Below are 17344 nucleotides of genomic sequence, written 5' to 3'. Positions count from 1 at the left end.
TGTTAGTGTCTTAGCAAACGTTATTTTTGTGATTCGAAGGGGACCTTGCAGGCCCCCTTCCCCCCCCGCTGTCGTCAGTCGCGTCAGACCATCCGCTTGCAAAAATGCGCTGCAAGCGGATGATTCCGCGCCTTCCTTACACGAAGTTTGCTGTGTTGATGATTTACCAAGGCCTGACAGCCCATTGAATGTGTGCGCTGTGCTGTTTTTGCACAGCGACATCACATTCGGGGCGCTTCCACGAGCGGGAGAGCGCGAGAGGGACAAGGTTCCTCTCGCATTCAAAGGAAAGGTTTGATTTGAAAAGACGCTAACAGTGAAAGGCTGCGCAGGCTTTAGAATCAGCCAACAGGTAGAGCCACCACCAGTGAAAGTCTGCGTAGACTCTCAAATAAGCCGCCCGATAAAGCCGCTAACAGCGAGGCCCTGCACATAATCCCGAATAAGCCCCTCAGAAAAGCCGCCAATAATGTCATACTACCCTCCACATACACCGCTATTCGAGCCGCTATGTCTTCTTCATTCCTCAACCGCTTCCGTGAGCCGCAGGAGCCGTCGTCGGACGACAACGATGAGGCGTTAACGGTTGCTGCGCTTAACAAGCAGGCGCGGCAGTTGTTGGAGGGCAGTTTCAACAGTGTGTGGGTGCAGGGCGAGATTTCGTCGTTGTCGCAGCCACGGTCGGGCCATGCGTATTTCACCTTGAAGGATGACGATGCGCAGGTGCGCTGTGCGCTGTTTCGCCAGCGTGCGCTGGGGGTAAGAGCGCCGTTGCGCGAGGGTCAACTGGTCCAGGTATGTGCCCAAGTATCGCTATTCGAGGCACGCGGTGATTATCAGCTGATTGTTGAGGCGGTGCGGGAAGCGGGAAAAGGGGCGCTGTTGGCGGCGCTGGAGGCTTTGCGCGTGAAGCTGGGCGAGGAAGGTGTATTCGCCAACGGCCGCGCGCTGCCCTATCCGCCTGAGCAATTGGCGGTTATCACCTCACCGACGGGCGCGGCGATCCAGGATGTAATTAGCGTTTTAACGGTGCGCTGGCCGTGGGTGCAGGTGATTTTAGTGCCGGTTCAGGTGCAGGGCGATCAGGCGGCTGAACAAATTGCTACGGCGCTGGCGCGGGTGAATGCGGAAACCCACGCCGATGCCATCCTGCTAACCCGTGGCGGTGGCAGTTTCGAGGATCTGTGGTGCTTCAACGATGAGCGCGTCGCGCGTGCCATCCACGCCTCGCAGATTCCGGTGATGTCGGCGATTGGTCATGAAACGGATACCACACTGGCCGATTATGCCGCCGACCTGCGCGCCCCTACTCCCTCTGCGGCGGCCGAACGTTTGGTGCCTGACCAGCGCGAACTGCGCCGTCAATTGGCCCAGCTTGCCCGCAGGCTATTGGCGGCCAAGGACAGCTATCTTAATGGTCAGCATCAGCGCATCGATTATCTACAGGCGCGCCTGCGTCATCCGGGCGAGCGTTTGCGTCATCAACGGCTGCTGCTAACGGCGCTGGAAAAACGCCTGCATAGCGCTAAACAGCGCCATCAGCTGGACGCCGAGCGCCATCTGCAGTTGCTTGCTCAGCGTCTGATTCAGGCAATGCGTAGCCAGGTGAACAGCCAACACCGTCAACTCGATGGCTTGCGCGCGCGGTTGCGCTCGCCTCAGGAACAACTGCTGCGCCAGCGTTCACTGCTGGCCTCGCTCGAACAGCGCCTGCTGCGCGCCCAACAGCGTCGCCTACAGCAGCACAGGTTGGCAATAACGAGCACCACCGAGCGGCTACAGCGCCAGTCACCGCAGCGTCGCTTGGTCGGCTACCAGCACCAGCTGGAACAACTCGACGCGCGCTTGCTGCGCGTTGGACCGCGCATTATGCAGCTTGGCAGCACCCAACTGGATGCGCTGGAAGAGCGCCTTACGACTGCGGTCGCGCGTCACCAACAGCGCGCGGAAGAGCGTCTCGGCGTGTTGCTAAAGCGGCTGGATATCGCCAGCCCGCTGGCTACCCTGCGCCGCGGCTATGCGGTACTGGAGCGCAACGATCACCACGTAGTACGCAGCGCCGCTGATGTACAGAAAGGAGAAAGGCTCAGCGCCCGTCTTGGAGAAGGACAGCTGAGCCTTGAGGTAATATCAACAACGCTGAAAAATGATTAACGCTGGCCGCGCTCTTTATCCCATTGCGACTCTATCGCCGCCAACTCATTGATTTTGCGCTTGAGATCAGCGTTTTCGCGCGCTAGCTGATCAACCTTCGACGCCTGACTGCTGCTGTCTCGATAGGACGCCGAGAGCTCCTGATGCGCGCGTACCAGCTTCATGTAATCGATGCGATTCTCGGTATCGGCTTGCAGCAGTTGGAAGAACGCCCGCAGCCGCTGCGGCGACTTCTCCACCCCACTGCGGTAGAGCCGTTGAGCCTGCACCAGTTCCTGCTGATCGTCCGACCAGCCCATCGCCACCGCTCTGATCAAGCGATCATTAAGGGAACTGCTGGGCGCTTCACTCTCTATCTTGTCACGCCACGCCTGATTGGCCCTTTGCGCGGTAAACGCAAAGGAAACCCAACTGCGCAACGAACAGTCGCTGTCCTTGAGCAATGGCCGCCCTCCGGCTTCACAGCTGGTATCGTTGCTGGAAACCATCTGACACCCTGACAGCATCAGCAGCAGACCGATCAGGCCAGCATACAATGGGACGCGATAGTGACGTACTGATAACGGCATAAGGTTCCGTTGGAGTATCCCTGATGAAGGTAAACGCTTACTCATTGTCGGTATCAACGGGCGGCGTGTGCTCGCCCTCTTGAGCCTGCGGCAGCATTAGACGGAAGCACACATCCTCTTGTGCGTCGTCGACCAGCTGCAGGCGGCCGCCCTGAATCAGCGCGCTTTCTGACGCTACGGACAAACCGATGCCCGATCCTTTCAGCGGCCCCTTGCGGCGACTGGAGCCTTGGAAGAAAGGTTCGAAAAGGCGTGTCTTCTCTTCTGCGCTAATGGGATTACCGGTATTGGCAATCTCGACGTATAACCACTCTTCATCGGTCCATACGCGCACCCACAACGTGCCGTGATCATTGCCGTAGGCAATGACATTTGACACCAGATTATCGATGACCCGAGTGGTACGAACGCGATCAGCCTGCCAATATACTGGGCGTCGCGGTATCTCAAGCAACTGCCCCTTACTTTCAAGCGCCAAGCGATGTTTTGCAACTATTTCGTGAATTAATGTAACAACGTCGAAACGCGACACCGTTAACGTACGATTGCGCTGCGTTTGATTGTAATCGAGCAACTGCTCAATCAGGATTTGCAGCTCGGCACTGCTGTCGTCGATCAGCAGCACAATTTCACGCTGCCGCTTACCCAGCGCTCCCACCATCCCATCGGCTAACAGACCGGTGCCTTCTCGAATTGCCGCCAGCGGCGTTTTCAATTCGTGCGACATATGCCGCAAGAACGAACGTTTCTGCGCTTCGAGATCATCCAAACGCTTGCCTAGCCAGTTCAGGCCCTGATTGAGCGACACCAGTTCGGCGGGGCCATTGATCACGACCTCGGTATCGCGCGGCGGCTCCTCAAGGGTGCGAATCTGCTGCTCGAGCTGCCGTATTGGATGGGTGATCCGCCAGGTAAAGAAGATAATCGCTGCCAACGTTAGCAGCAGCGTAACGCCCAGTTCGATCCACAGCGTCGCGTATATATCGCGCGCTTCATTGCGCATTGCCTGCAATTGCGTATCGACCAGATCGTTGGTCACCACCTCGATGGTACGCACGTCGTTACCAAGCACCGGCAGCTCCGCCAGCAGTTCGCGCTGCTCCTCGGCATTTTCCCCGGGGAATTTCCTCAGCTTGGCAATACTGTCGCGTATTTCCTGCTCGACGTTAGGACCGTCCAAACGCTTGGCCTGCTGCTCGAACAGTGCCGAGAAGCGTCGCAGCCGCTCGCGATAGGAGTTCAGCAGGCTTTGATTGTTGATCACCACATACTGGCGCGCGACGCGATCAAGCTCGCTGCTCAGCATGCCTAGCGACTGCGCCCGACGCGTGTCATCAACGCCTGCACGGGCACTGTGCTCGCCCAACTGCGCCAGCCGCGAGACGTCGTGGGCGGCCTGGTAAATCATTACCAGAATCGGCAGCATCGCCAGGGCGAAGCCCAGCAGCACCAGATACAGCAGCGACATACGCCGTGAGTCGCGCCTTTTGGGGCGCGAAGAAGCTGCCTGCTTGGATGCTCCCATGCCATATCCTTACCGAAATGAGTTGTTCACCATCGTGAATCGACAGCAGCACCAATCGCCCAATAACGTCGCGATCGATACCACCCTGTGTTTATTGCGGCCGAGCAGTTCGCCAGCCAGCCGATCAGCACTGCCTAGGCAGCGCCCTTCTCTTGCAAGCGCTTGACCAGAATCTTCGAATTACGCGCGTGGTTATAGCCATCACCGCGCTCTTTTGGCAAGTCATCCAAGGTGCCGGGGGCAAAGCCGTGTTCCAGAAACCAGTGCGATGTATGGGTGGTCAAGGCAAACAGCGCGTGATAACCGCGCAAGCGCGCTTCGCGCTCGATTTCGCCGAGCAGCAGCTCACCGCGCTCACCATTGCGGTAATCCGGGTGCACCACCAAAGAGGCCAATTCGCCCATTTTCGCTTCATCGAAGCGGTGCAGCGCGGCGCAGGCGATGGTCATACCGTCGCGCACGATCACCCGATAGTCCTCGATTTGGCTTTCGAGCCGCTCGCGGGAGCGATGAATCAGCACCCCCTTCTCTTCAAGGGGCTTCATCAGCTCCAGCATGCCGCCCACATCACCGCGCTCGGCCAGGCGCAACTGCTCGTAGCTATCCTGAGTGATCATGGTGCCCACCCCGTCACGGGTGAACAGCTCGCCCAGCAGCGCATTGCTATCGCGCCAGCTCAGCAAATGCGCGCGGCCAACACCGCCCCGTGCGGCGGCGCATGCGGCATCGAGATGGCGCGCCAGCTCTGGGTTTCCCACGCGATCAATCGCGATCTGCTGCGCCTCGGGCGGTGCCAGTTGACGTAATAGCTCACCGCTTGCGTCGATCAAGCCCTCGGCATCGCCCAGCAGCACCAGCTTGTCAGCCTTGAGTGCCACCGCCACACTGCGCGCAATATCGGTTGCTTCGAGATCGAAGACTTCACCGGTACTGGAATGCCCTAACGGCGGCATCAGCACCAGCATGCCGCTGTCGAGCAGTTGCTGAATGGCATCCGCACGCACGCTGCGCACTTCGCCGGCCTGAAGATAATCGACGCCATTGCGCACGCCCAGCGGACGCGCCATCACCAGGTTGCCGCTTACCGCATGGATATCGAGCCCGTGCATCGGGGAATTGGGCAGCCCTACCGAAAAGCGCGATTCCAGCGCCAAGCGAGCGCGGTTGGATTCACTTTCGATCACCTCCATCGCCTCAGCCGACACCACCATGCGCTGGTCAATCAGCGGTGCTTCAATGGTGGACTTGGCGAGCGCCCGTGCAACCCGCTCGCGCACGCCAAACACCACTACCACGCGCACGCCTAGCGTGTGCAGCAGTGCGAAATCCTGCACCAGGGTATCGAGGTGATCACCATCGAAGACGCCGCCTTCGATCAGCACCACCAAGGTGCGGTGACGATGCTTGTCAATGTAGGGAGCACTGCCGCGAAACCACTCGGCAAAACGAAACCCTGATGTCATGGTTAGCCCCTGAAGCTGACGCTCTTTTTGATAATGTGCGTGGGGTGCGCAACCCATATGGAGGTATGGCGCAGCCAGCGATGCAGGTTGTTAGGATGCCCCGATAACGCTGCCACGCTTATAACGCTGTACAATACCGCACACAGCGCACGAGGTCGCCCTTCGCAACGGGTTCGCGGCCGACAGTGCAGCCACTGGCTTGCACGTACAGGCGGGCGCATTCGCGTCACCCTACGATGCTCGAACTCATCAGGCTAGCTGAATTCAGCAACGACAGCGGTATTTTTGCACGGCACGCCGCCTAAGTAGCATCGAGCGCGCCACTATCGTGACCGGCCCACCGCTATTCAGCAACAACGCATCAACCCCAAGGATTCGCCATCATGGCAAGTAACGACAATCGCGAAATCGAACTAAAAATGGCGCTAGGGCCAGAAGGACGCGAGCAGCTGATCACCAGTAAGCTGCTTGCTCAGCTTACGCCCACCCGCATGGCGCTGGGCAATCGCTACTTCGATACGCCCGATGGCCAACTGCGTACGCATCGGCTGGCACTGCGTCTACGCAAAGGCGAGGGGGATTGCCTGATCCAGACGTTGAAAAGCGTGGGCACCAGCAGCGGTGGTCTGAGCCAGCGCGGTGAATGGCAGTGGCCACGCGACTCTGATCAGCTCGATCTCGCGGCGCTCAAGCAGCTTGCCGCGCAGCACTCAGCACTTGCCCCACTCGCCGACGACAGCCTGCTGGAGCAGTTGCAGCCGTTGTTCTCTACCGACTTCGAGCGTCTGGCCTACCGCATTCCGTGGCAGCAAGCGATTATCGAGCTGGCGATTGACCATGGCAGCATCGTCGTGGGCGAGCAAAGGCGCGTTATCAACGAGGTCGAGCTGGAGTTGAAACAGGGCGAGCCGGAAGCGCTGTGGTCGTTGGCCGCCGTGGTGGTGAAAGAGGCACCGATGCGCCCCTCTGATACCAGCAAGGCCAGCCGCGCTGGCGCACTGATATCCCCCCAAGCGCTTGACGATAGCCTGCCGGAAGCACCTGACGCGCTGCTGGAGGCCGCCATAGCGGCGCTCGACTACGCCGAAGACGAACGCGGTAGCCATCATGGTCACGAGGTAGCGCTACAGGCGCTACAGAAGCTCGATATTCGCTACCCTGAATTGGGCGGCGACCGCCTGATCGAAGCACTCAGCCAGCCTGACTGGCAGCAGCAAACTCAGGTGGGCATCGAGATGCTCGGGCTGATCAACCGGCTCAGCGCTGAGCGCTAACGGTGGCCTCATTTAGCCCGTGGCAAGCGCGCCGCCTTCCGCGGCGTTACTCGAACGGTGCCGTATCGCCACGACCTTCCCTGAGTACCTGCGGCGGTAGTTCGCGTAGATCAACGACGGTGGTCGGCTCCAGCGAGCAGGCGCCGCCATCGATAATGATATCGAGCTGATGACCGAACCGATCGCGAATGTCTTCGGCGTCGGTCATGGGGTACTCGTCGTCGGGGGCAATCAGCGTCACGCTCATCAGCGGCATGCCGAGAGTGTCCACAATGGCCCGCGCAATTGGGCTATTAGGAACGCGCACACCAATCGAGCGCCGTTTGGGATGCAGCAACAGCCGCGGTACTTCACTGGTCGCTGCCAGAATGAAGGTATAAGGCCCGGGCGTATGCGCCTTCAGCAGCCTGAACACGGCGTTGTCCACCTTGGCATAGGTGCTGATTTCGGAGAGATCCGCGCATACCAGCGTGAAGTTGTGCTTGTCATCCAACTGGCGCAGCCGCTTGATGCTTTCGACCGCTTTTTTCTCACCCAGCGAACAGCCCAGCGCATAGCCTGAGTCAGTGGGATAGGCGATCACGCCGCCCTTGCGCACCCGTTCGACCACTTGGTCGATCAGCCGCTGCTGCGGTGATTCCGGATGAATTTCAACAAAATCGCTCATCGTGTACTCCTGAATAGACGCCGCGTCGAGAAAACAGCTAACCACGCAGCGTCTTGGATAAATCGTGTCGAGCAACGCGCCTCACGCAGCAATGTCGGGGACCAACAAGCGCCCCCACGCGCTCGTAGCGAGCATGATGCCCAGCCCACGCTGCCCTTCAGCAGGCACAGACTGAGGCTGCTAATGACGGTACCACCGCCCTGGGAAGGCATAGCACAGCCGCAGTGGCACTTGGGCAAGTGCCGCCAGGCTTTAGGCCAGCAGAGCACGGCCAGCGGGGGTTAGCCTTCACTATAGCGCCTAAACCAGTCACACAGGCGCGGATGCTGCCAAATGGGCGGCACCTGGGTGCTCGGTGGTTCGCTGAAGCGGCCGGGCGCGAAGGGGCCGCGCGTCATATGGAAATCGCTACCGAGCGATGCATATAGGCTTCGTTCATCAAGCTGGCGGGCGAGATCACGGCCGCGATCGCTGTTTTGAAAACCGCTGACCAGCTCGGCGGCCTCGCCACCGGCGGCGACAAATGCGTCCATCAGCAGTCCGCGCTTGCGTCGCGTTAGTCCATAGCGCAGCGGATGCGCCAGTACCGCCACACCGCCACTGCCAGTAATCCACTCCACTACCTGCTCAAGCGCCGGCCATAGGGCTTTGATGTCACCGGTTTTCCCCGCGCCCAAATAGCGCTTGAACGCCTCGGCACGGTCGCTGACGATGCCTGCATCGACCAGCGCCTCGGCAAAATGCGGCCGCCCCACCGCGGCCCGGCCCTGCGCTTTTTCACGCGCACGCTGGTAGGCGTTGGCAAGGCCCTTTTTTTCCAACTTGAGCGCAATGCGCTCGGCGCGCTCTTCACGCGCACGTTCGAGCGTATCCAGCGCCAGCGCCATCGACGAAGATGGCGCTAGTGCCTGCTGCTCACCGTTGGGCAGCAATGCCACCACGTGAATACCCACGCCCGACCATTGCGTGGACAGCTCAGCACCGGCTAGCAACGCCATGCCGCGCTGCTCGGCGGCAAGCCGCGCTTCGGCGACGCCCGCCAAGGTATCGTGATCGGTCAGCGCCATCCAGCGCACGCCGTTAGCGTGGCATTTCGCTACCAGTTCGGCAGGTGCAAGGGCACCGTCGGAGGCGGTCGAATGCATATGCAAATCGATTCCCGCCACCTCTGGCCCCATACGGTCAGGCAGCGCGGCACAAGGTGCGGGATGCGATGGAGCGTTGCAATCAGCCATGAGCGATATCAGTCGATAGGTAGAGGGGAAGTTAGCGGCGAGCGTCAACGCGGACCGAGGGAACATGTAGCCCCATTAATTCTCTAACGCCGTACTCGATGCCGTGTGGCGCATTCTAACGTTGCCTTAACGCCATCGATAGCGGTTTTCCAAGACAAGGGTCTTCAGCGGGTAGCCGAGCAGGTATAGTGGGCATCTTGAAACGGGAAAGCGCGCGACTGCCTTATCGACATCGGCCTCAGTGCCAGGGCGTCGTCTTACCCGCTGCCAATCGCAACCATCAAGAGTTCATTCATGAAACTGCTGCTCGATTTTTTGCCGATCGTTGTCTTCTTTATTGTGTACAAGATGACCGGCAGCCTGATTATCGCCACTGCGGTGCTGATCCCCGTTACCGTCCTGCAAGTGCTGTTCACTTGGTGGCGCTATCGCACCGTCGAAAAAATGCAGTTGGTTACCCTGGGGCTGGTGATCGTACTGGGCGGTCTAACGGTACTGCTCCACGACGGTGAATTCATCAAATGGAAGCCGACCATCGTGAATTGGCTGTTCGCCGCGGCTTTTTTGCTGTCGCCGTTGGTCGGACGCGGCGACAACAAGGGCAAGCCGGTGGTGCAGCGGATGATGGAGAAAAGCGTTACGCTGCCGGGGCGCGTGTGGATGCGCCTCAACCTTGCCTGGGTGCTGTTCTTCATTGTGCTGGGGGGCGTGAATATCGCGGTATTTACGCTTTACAGCGAGAACGTTTGGGTTAACTTCAAACTGTTTGGCATGCTCGGACTCACGGTCGTGTTCATTTTGGTGCAGGGTGTCTATATCGCCCGTCACGCCGAGCAGAACACTCACTCTGACCGCTGAAGCCTGCTTCAGCGCAGCCGTTACCTTCTACCCGCCACTTTCGAAAGGAGCATTCTCATGTTTTACGCTATTGTCAGTCAGGATCATCCCAACACCCTGGATAAACGCATGGCCGCGCGCCCTGACCATTTGGCGCGGCTTGAAAAGCTCAAGGCAGAAGGACGTCTGGTTGCGGCTGGCCCCAATCCCGCCGTTGACAGCGAAGCGCCCGGCGATGCCGGCTTTACCGGCAGCACCGTGATCGCGCAGTTCGATTCGCTCGACGACGCCAAGCAATGGGCATCGGAAGATCCGTATAACGCCGCCGGCGTCTACGAGTCGACCAGTGTCAAACCCTTCCTCAAGGTCTTCCCCTAACCACTGCCAAGCGGACGAGCACCATTAGATTCCGCCTGCACCAGCGCCGCTTATCAAATTATCTATCACGCCTTGATAAGCGACGCTGGTGCCACCTGATGCGACGATGCGGCGGCCCTCACCGCCGTTCGCCACGTCCTGATTTACGTTGTGAAGACGGAGCCCCTTATGTCAGCAAGTCATGATGCCAACGCTTCTTACGCTGTCTATGTTGCGAACGCCAAGGACGCAACCATTACCCTTTTGCACCTCGACGGCAGCGCCGAAACGCTGACCACGGTCGATAGCTATGCAAGCGATGCCAAACCCGGCCCAATCGTGTTTTCTGCCGATGGCAGCACCTTGTACAGCGCCACTCGCGGCGACAAGTCGATCAGCAGCTATCGCATCGATCCACATAGTGGCGCCCTGACTCCCGTCGCACGCACCCAGGTAGGCGCAGGGCTGGTCTATCTGACGCTCACGCCCAACCAGCGCTTCGCGGCAGGCGTCTCCTACTCCGATCACAAGCTGGTGGTGGTACGTACCGCTGATCTCGATCAACCAACGGCGACGCCAGTGGCTGAAGTAGAAGGCATCAACCGAGCCCATTCGGTGGTAGCCAGCCCCGACGGCAGCTTCCTGTACGTAGCGTCGCTCGGCAACGACACGCTGCACGGTTTTAAAATCAGCGACGATGGCAGCCTTGAGGCACTGCCAACAGTGGCTGTTGCCGACGGTTTTGGCCCGCGCCATCAGGTAATCAGCAGCGATGGCCGCACCCTCTATGTGGTCAGCGAATTTTTAGCGCAGGTCGCACAGTTCTCGATCGATACGGCCACCGGCGCACTGTCGCTGGAGAAAATCTCGTCACGCTTCGATGCGCTCAGCAGCCAGAAACCGGGCTTTGCCGACGCCGCCGACTCCGAGCAGGGGACCGACGGTCTGATTTGGGCCGCTGACCTGCACCTTGCCGAACAGCAAGGCTATGTGTACGTCTCTGACCGTACTTCGAGCCAATTGATTGGGCTTGATCTCGAGCTTAATGAAGTGTCGGCCGCTGCCACCGAGAAGCAGCCGCGCGCTTTCGATATCAGCAGCGACGGACGCTTTGCCGTTGGCAGCGGGGAGCAATCTACCGAGGCAGCGCTGTATCGCGTAGAGGCCAGCACCGGAGCCCTTACCCCACTCGACAAGGCGGCTGTGGGCAACGGCCCAGACTGGGTCGCCATCCTGCCGCTGGGCCGCTAACGCCCGTCACCGTGAAAAGGCTTTGCCATCCTGTAACGCCGCGCCCAACGCGGCGTTATTGTTATTGGCGCCCCCCTCAGCTCTTCTGGCAAGGCGATACTGCGCGGCCGGCGCGTCGCTAACGCTTTAGCAGCAGCCATCACCGCCCCATTGGCTCTACGCGCAGCTGCTTCCCGCCACCACACTTCTGCCCAGCATTAGCGACTGTTGCCATTTCACCACCACTAGCATCACCCCACTACGGCCATGGCCCAACGCTTAGGTTATCCACCGCCGCTAGAGTCGCGTGCTAACGGGCGCTCCTAGTGCCCTGCACATGCCGATGGACACTGTGGTGCCGATGCGTTGAAGGCGTAACGGCAAGCGCTGCCGGAAAGACATCAGCATCTCTGCCGCCGTTATGCACAGGAGCGGCTGCGCTCGCCAGCGCTGTGGTGCTATCGATGCCGAGCGCTCTGTTTGAGAGTTCGATTCACCGCTGAGCGGCTCAGATGCCTGGCATCAGAACGCACGGAAGTACAGCGCTGCCAGCTATCCACACTCGCTGTGGATAACCATGTGAAAGACCGTTGCAAGAACGCTCAAACGCCCTTCAGCAACTGGTCTGCCGCCAACTGTTTACTTTTCAAACACCCGCAATACCCCACCTTTTCAATAAGTTATGCCTTTAACACAGCGCTGGGTAGTGCGTCGATAAGTACGAAATAATGCCACTCTGCTGCTACTGGCATGGCGTTAGTCACACCCCAGGATCGATCCCGTTCGACTGCCATCCTGTGCACACTATCTGTGAATAACCTTGTGAACGTTAGCCGGAATAACCTTCCACAGCGCTGCCAGCATGGGAGCGCGCGACTTATGTCTATTTTTTGACCGCAAAACGGCTTCTCACTCACATCGGCGATGTCTCGCTACAGGTTCGCGATAACATCCACGCTTAACCACACGCCATCGATCGCTCATACTAGGAGCCTCTGAAGCACGATGAGCATCATCACAAGGAGCTCACTGCCAAGGGGCGTCGAAAGACGTTCCATGCGTGGGTGGAATGCGCAGGTCGTTGCGCAGAGCTCACCCGGCCAAATAGCCAGCCAAACAGCACCTCATACGCCATTGATGGCGGTTCACTCGATAAACGCAGCGCTACACACTCATGCCCCACACAACGCCCTCCCTCGCACCCTTGACTGCACTAACGACCGCCAAACTCGAATGGCACGATGATCAGCCGCACGCGGTTGACTTCGACGACGTGTATTTTTCGCGTGAGGATGGGCGTCGCGAAACCGAACACGTCTTTATTCAGCACAATCAGCTGCCGCAGCGCTTTGCTCAGTGGAATGAGTCACGCCCCTTTGTGATTGCTGAAACCGGATTTGGCTCAGGGCTTAATGCGCTGTGCGCCTGGCAAGCATTTGCTCAGCACGCAACAGCGCAGGCGCGCCTGCATATGGTATCGGTGGAGCGTTACCCCATGACGCGCAAGCAGCTTGAGCAAGCGCTTAAGGGCTGGCCCGAATTCAGCGAGTTAGCGCAGGCGTTAGTGGCGCAGTGGCCGCAACCGGTGGTAGGCATACACCGTCTGACGCTAACGCCGCGCTTCACGCTTGATCTTTATTTCGGTGAAGCCAGCGAGCGCTTAGGCCAGTTCGATGGACAGGTAGATGCGTGGTTTCTTGATGGTTTTGCACCGTCGAAGAATCCCGAGATGTGGCAGCCCGCCTTATTCGAGGCGATGGCACGGGTCAGCCACACCCACACCACCTTTGCCACCTTCACAGCGGCAGGCGTCGTCAAGCGCGGATTAGCGGCGGCTGGGTTCGTTTGGCAGAAGGCCGCGGGCTTTGGACGCAAGCGCGACATGCTGCATGGCCATTTTGCCACCCCCGCCGCCGATCAACGCCGCGCTGCAACGCCTTGGTTTGCGGGCGCGCGTCGTACCGCTCGTCGCGGTGATCACATCGCAGTGATAGGCGCGGGCATTGCCGGCTGCGCTACTGCAGCAGCACTGGCCGCACGCGGGTATCGGGTAACCTTGCTCGATCCGGCAGGAATTGCCCAGGGTGCCTCGGGCAATGATCAAGCGGCGCTTTATATCAAACTGGCCGTTGCCAGCAATCTGCAAAGCCGCTTTTATCTCGCAGCGCTGCTGCATTTGCGCCGTTTACTGGCACGCATTGCGCCCGCAGCGGACTGGTGGGAAGGCTGTGGCACGTTGGATGTTGCGCTTGATCACCGTCAGGCCGAGCGTCAGCAGCGCTTTCTGGCTAACCACGCCCTGCCCGACACCATTGTGCGTGGGGTGAGCGCCGCTGAAGCAAGCCATCTTGCAGGAAGCGATCTATCCCACAGTCACGGTGCGCTGTTCTACCCGCTTGGCGGCTGGCTAGCGCCCCGCAGCTTCTGCCTGCGCCTGATCGAAGATGCCAATATCGAACACCAAGCGCTCGGCGTTAACGCGATGCAGCAGAGCTATGACGGCTGGCAGCTTAGCTTGTCCGACGGCACCCGCCTGAACGCCAATCAGGTAGTGGTGTGCGCTGCCTGGGCGAGCCAGCAGCTCGCCCCGCTAGAGCAGCTTCCGCTGATGCCAATCCGAGGGCAAGTCAGTTGCGTAGACATCAGCGAAGCCCCGATAACGCCGCTACGCTGCACGGTATGCGCTAATGGCTACGCGCCACCGCCCTATCGCGGGCAGCAGCTGTTTGGTGCCACCTTCACACCGCGCTCGCTGGACACCACGCCTTGCCAGGCGGACGCCGACTATAACCTTACCGAGCTCACCACCGCCCTGCCTCAGCTAGCCGCTGAGTTGAACGTACAGGCCGCTGATAAGGCGAGTGCCCGTGTCGGTATTCGCACTGCCACGCCGGACAAATCTCCGTTCGCGGGCGCACTGCCCGACTTCGAGCAGTGGCGGTCGCTTTACGCTGATCTGCAGAAGGATGCCAAGCGCATCAATCCTGCCAGCGGCCCCAGGCTTGACGGGTTATGGGTTAATGTCGGACATGGCTCGCGGGGAATGGTGAGTGCTCCGCTCTGTGCCGAGCTGATTGCCGCGCAGATCAGTGGTGAACCGGCCCCGATGGAGTTGGCGCTGGTCGATCATCTTGATCCGGGAAGACGGGTTATCAGGGAATTGATTACCGCAGAGAGGAAAAGCCGCCAGTCGTCGCCGGCAGATAAATGAGACAAAAAAATGGGCCCTCAAAGAGGACCCCAATACGCACATACACCTTGAAACACGTTAAAAGACTCTCTCGAAGCCTCAAAAGCGTGATGACTTGAACGCGCTGTGGCGTTGCAAGAAAGTGAACGCTACTTTAATAAGTTAGCAGTATAATTAAAATCTATCTAACGGAATATCAGTGTTGCCATTTAGACATCAATGTCACTAAAACGGGGGATGATCCCTGCCAATTCAACAGCATACTCACTCCGCTCCGTCGCCTTGTGCATTAATGTGCGCCACAAATGACTGCACCTGCTGACGTGTCATCACCTCTGTCGATTCGGTCTCCAGATCGTGAATAACCGTCAGTTCACCGCGTTTCAGCTGCTGTTCGAGATGATCAACCCAGCCTTCACTGCCGGCACTCGAGGTGTCGGCGGTATCGTAGCCCTGACGGGTAGCAAAGGCCCCCAGCAACGCGCGCCTGAGTTCGGCGGGCAGCTCTTGATACCCAAGCACCACAAAGCGTGACGGTAATTCACTCATCGCTGGCCTCGCTATCCGTCGTGGCCTCACCCTCATACCCTGCCAAACGCTCAAGGAAGGTGGCTTCGTCAATCACCTCGACCTCCAATTGTTCAGCCTTGGCCAGCTTGCTGCCCGCGCCCGGCCCAGCAACCACGCAGGAAGTTTTCTTCGACACGCTGCCGGCCACCTTGGCACCTAGCTGCTGCAAGCGTTCCTTGGCATCGTCGCGGGTCATCTGCTCAAGCGTGCCGGTCAGCACCCAGGTTTGCCCTTCCAGGGGCTGCGGACGATCGGTCGCTTCGACTTCCTCCCAGTGGACGCCCTCGTCCTGTAACGCTTTGACGGTGTCGACGTTAGCCTGCTGACGGAAGAAGGTGTGGATATGGCGCGCCACTATGGGGCCGATATCCGGCACGCTCATCAGTTGCTCGAGCTCAGCGCTCATCAGCGCATCCAGCGAGCCGAAGCGAGTGGCCAACACGGCAGCGGTGGCCTCGCCCACTTCACGAATACCAATCGCGTAGATAAACCGCGCCAGCGTCGTGCTGCGCGCTTTATCCAGCGCGGCGACCAGATTGCTGGCGGACTTTTCGGCCATTCTTGGCAGTTCGGCCAACTCAGCCACGCCCAGGCGGAACAGATCCGCCGGCGTCTTGACCATTTCACGCTCGACCAGCACGTCGATCAGCTTTTCGCCCAGCCCATCGATATCCAGCGCCTTGCGGCTGGCGAAATGCTGCAATGATTCCTTGCGCTGCGCGGGACAGAACAGCCCGCCCGAGCAGCGCGCCGCTACTTCGCCCTCGAGACGCTCGATTTGAGAACCGCACACCGGACAACGCTCAGGCATCACGATGTCGCGTGTGTTATCCGGACGCTGCTCAATCACGACCTTGACGATTTGCGGAATAACGTCGCCCGCGCGTCGCACAATCACCTGATCGCCAATACGCACATCGAGCCGCGCGACTTCATCCATGTTGTGCAGCGTGGCATTGGTAACCGTTACCCCCGCTACCTGCACCGGCTCAAGCTTGGCAACCGGCGTTAGCGTACCAATGCGCCCGACCTGAAATTCGACGTCGTTGAGGGTGGTGATTCTCTCTTCGGCGGGAAACTTGAACGCGATCGCCCAACGCGGCGCGCGTGACACAAAACCGAGCTCGGCCTGCTGCGCCAGCGAATCGATCTTGAGCACCGCGCCATCGATATCGTAATCGAGCGAGGCACGTCGCTCGCCCATGCGCTGACAGAAGTCGATGATGCCGCTGGCACCCTGCACAATCGCCAGTTCAGGGTTCGAGCGAAAGCCGAATTCGCGCAGTCTGGCCATCATCGCGGAGTGCGTATCGGCCCACTCAGCACCTTCGAGCTGGGCCACCTGATAGGCAAAGAATTCGAGCGGTCGATCATTGGTAATCGATGGGTCAAGCTGGCGCAGGCTACCCGCAGCAGCATTACGCGGATTGGCAAATACCTTGCCGTTTTCCTTGCGCGCACGCTCATTCATGCCCTCAAAACCGCTATGCCCAATAAACACCTCACCGCGTACTTCGAGCAGAGAAGGAACATCGTGACCAGAAAGCTTGAGTGGAATCGAGCGGATGGTGCGTACGTTGCGAGTAATGTCTTCACCGGTAGAACCGTCGCCGCGCGTAGCGCCCTGCACCAGCTTGCCGTCACGGTAGATAAGCGATACCGCCAGCCCATCGAGCTTGGGTTCACAGCAGAACGTTAGCGATTCAGGGTCGCTGCCCAGGCGCGTCGCAGCGCGTTTGACGAAGGCACTGAGTTCGTCATCGCTAAAGGCATTATCGAGGGATAGCATGCGTACACTGTGCGTCACAGAGGGAAATTCACCGGACAGCGGGGCTCCCACACGCTGAGTGGGCGACTCAGGCGTTACCAGCGCAGGAAACTGCTCCTCCAGTGCCTGCAAGCGGCGCATTAGTCGATCGTAATCGTTATCAGGAATGTCGGATTCGTTCTCGACGTAATAACGATGGTTGGCTTCGTCGATGCGACGGCGCAGATCGGCTACTTCGTTGGTAATGTCAGCGGGAATGTCGTGAGAACTCACAGGGCGAATCCGTATATGCAGGGCTCAAGGCAGAGGCCTTGACCAGATAGAAAATAACGCATGGACGAAGAGACCATGGCGGCACACCGGCAATAGCGTGCGCACTGCTGATATTTTAACAGAGGAACCGCTAACGCAAGGGCTCAGCGCACATCTTTTCGACGCTAGCCGCAAGCAGCGATCGTGCTTACATTGCCCGATTCACCAGCAAAAACGCCTTCGCACCGGCATG

General features: G+C 59.2%; 13 protein-coding genes. 6 read left to right on the top strand and 7 right to left on the bottom strand.

Annotated features, from left to right (window positions below; translation table 11 throughout):
• Positions 1–510: 510 nt before the first annotated feature.
• Positions 511–2154, top strand: a complete 1644-nt coding sequence (gene xseA, locus R84865_RS10670; RefSeq protein WP_435639647.1) for an exodeoxyribonuclease VII large subunit — start codon at positions 511–513, stop codon at positions 2152–2154.
• On the opposite strand, the gene R84865_RS10665 is transcribed toward xseA, so the two are convergent.
• The 3 genes from R84865_RS10665 to argA form a co-directional block, all read right to left on the bottom strand.
• On the bottom strand, positions 2151–2723 hold the full coding sequence (locus R84865_RS10665; RefSeq protein WP_435639646.1) for a hypothetical protein: 573 nt from the start codon (positions 2721–2723) through the stop codon (positions 2151–2153). The genes xseA and R84865_RS10665 overlap by 4 nt on opposite strands.
• Positions 2724–2760: 37 nt before the next feature.
• Entirely contained in the window at positions 2761–4248 is a 1488-nt protein-coding gene (locus tag R84865_RS10660) for a sensor histidine kinase (protein WP_435631409.1), read from the bottom strand.
• Between the two features lie 134 nt (positions 4249–4382).
• Positions 4383–5711 carry an amino-acid N-acetyltransferase gene (gene argA / locus R84865_RS10655; RefSeq protein ID WP_435637604.1) on the bottom strand — a complete coding sequence of 443 codons (1329 nt, stop codon included), beginning with the start codon at positions 5709–5711 and terminating at the stop codon, positions 4383–4385.
• A gap of 383 nt (positions 5712–6094) precedes the next feature.
• Here argA and R84865_RS10650 point away from each other — a divergent pair, with 383 nt between their 5' ends.
• The gene (locus R84865_RS10650) at positions 6095–6985 is read left to right on the top strand and encodes a CYTH domain-containing protein (protein WP_435631407.1); all 891 of its coding nucleotides are present in this window, start codon (positions 6095–6097) and stop codon (positions 6983–6985) included.
• Between the two features lie 46 nt (positions 6986–7031).
• Here the strand turns inward: R84865_RS10650 and R84865_RS10645 are convergent, their stop codons facing one another.
• Together R84865_RS10645 and R84865_RS10640 are read right to left on the bottom strand one after the other, a co-directional pair.
• Positions 7032–7652: an L-threonylcarbamoyladenylate synthase gene (locus R84865_RS10645; protein WP_435631406.1), complete on the bottom strand. Its 621-nt coding sequence runs from the start codon at positions 7650–7652 to the stop codon at positions 7032–7034.
• A gap of 281 nt (positions 7653–7933) precedes the next feature.
• Positions 7934–8830, bottom strand: a complete 897-nt coding sequence (locus R84865_RS10640) for a PHP domain-containing protein (RefSeq protein WP_435639668.1) — start codon at positions 8828–8830, stop codon at positions 7934–7936.
• A 351-nt stretch (positions 8831–9181) separates the two neighbouring features.
• Between R84865_RS10640 and R84865_RS10635 the strand changes: the two genes are divergently transcribed.
• The 4 genes from R84865_RS10635 to mnmC all read left to right on the top strand — a co-directional run bounded on the left by R84865_RS10635 (position 9182) and on the right by mnmC (position 14522).
• Positions 9182–9745 carry a septation protein A gene (locus R84865_RS10635; RefSeq protein ID WP_435631405.1) on the top strand — a complete coding sequence of 188 codons (564 nt, stop codon included), beginning with the start codon at positions 9182–9184 and terminating at the stop codon, positions 9743–9745.
• A 57-nt stretch (positions 9746–9802) separates the two neighbouring features.
• Complete coding sequence (locus tag R84865_RS10630) at positions 9803–10102, top strand: YciI family protein (protein ID WP_435631404.1); 300 nt, start codon at positions 9803–9805, stop codon at positions 10100–10102.
• A 168-nt stretch (positions 10103–10270) separates the two neighbouring features.
• Positions 10271–11332 (top strand): lactonase family protein, encoded by a 1062-nt coding sequence (locus R84865_RS10625; protein ID WP_435639645.1) that lies wholly within the window; start codon positions 10271–10273, stop codon positions 11330–11332.
• Between the two features lie 1153 nt (positions 11333–12485).
• Positions 12486–14522, top strand: a complete 2037-nt coding sequence (mnmC, locus tag R84865_RS10620; protein ID WP_435639644.1) for a bifunctional tRNA (5-methylaminomethyl-2-thiouridine)(34)-methyltransferase MnmC2/FAD-dependent 5-carboxymethylaminomethyl-2-thiouridine(34) oxidoreductase MnmC1 — start codon at positions 12486–12488, stop codon at positions 14520–14522.
• Between the two features lie 243 nt (positions 14523–14765).
• On the opposite strand, the gene R84865_RS10615 is transcribed toward mnmC, so the two are convergent.
• On the bottom strand, positions 14766–15050 hold the full coding sequence (locus R84865_RS10615; protein WP_435631401.1) for a YheU family protein: 285 nt from the start codon (positions 15048–15050) through the stop codon (positions 14766–14768).
• A complete protein-coding gene (gene ligA / locus R84865_RS10610; protein ID WP_435639643.1) occupies positions 15043–17112 on the bottom strand; it encodes an NAD-dependent DNA ligase LigA in 2070 nt (689 codons plus the stop codon). Before ligA ends, R84865_RS10615 begins: the two co-directional genes overlap by 8 nt.
• Positions 17113–17344: the final 232 nt, after the last annotated feature.

Source organism: Carnimonas bestiolae, assembly GCF_051251145.1.
Taxonomy (GTDB): Bacteria; Pseudomonadota; Gammaproteobacteria; order Pseudomonadales; family Halomonadaceae; genus Carnimonas; species Carnimonas bestiolae.
Note: the sequence above shows the minus strand (reverse complement) of the source record. Positions and strands in the feature narration are given on the sequence as shown.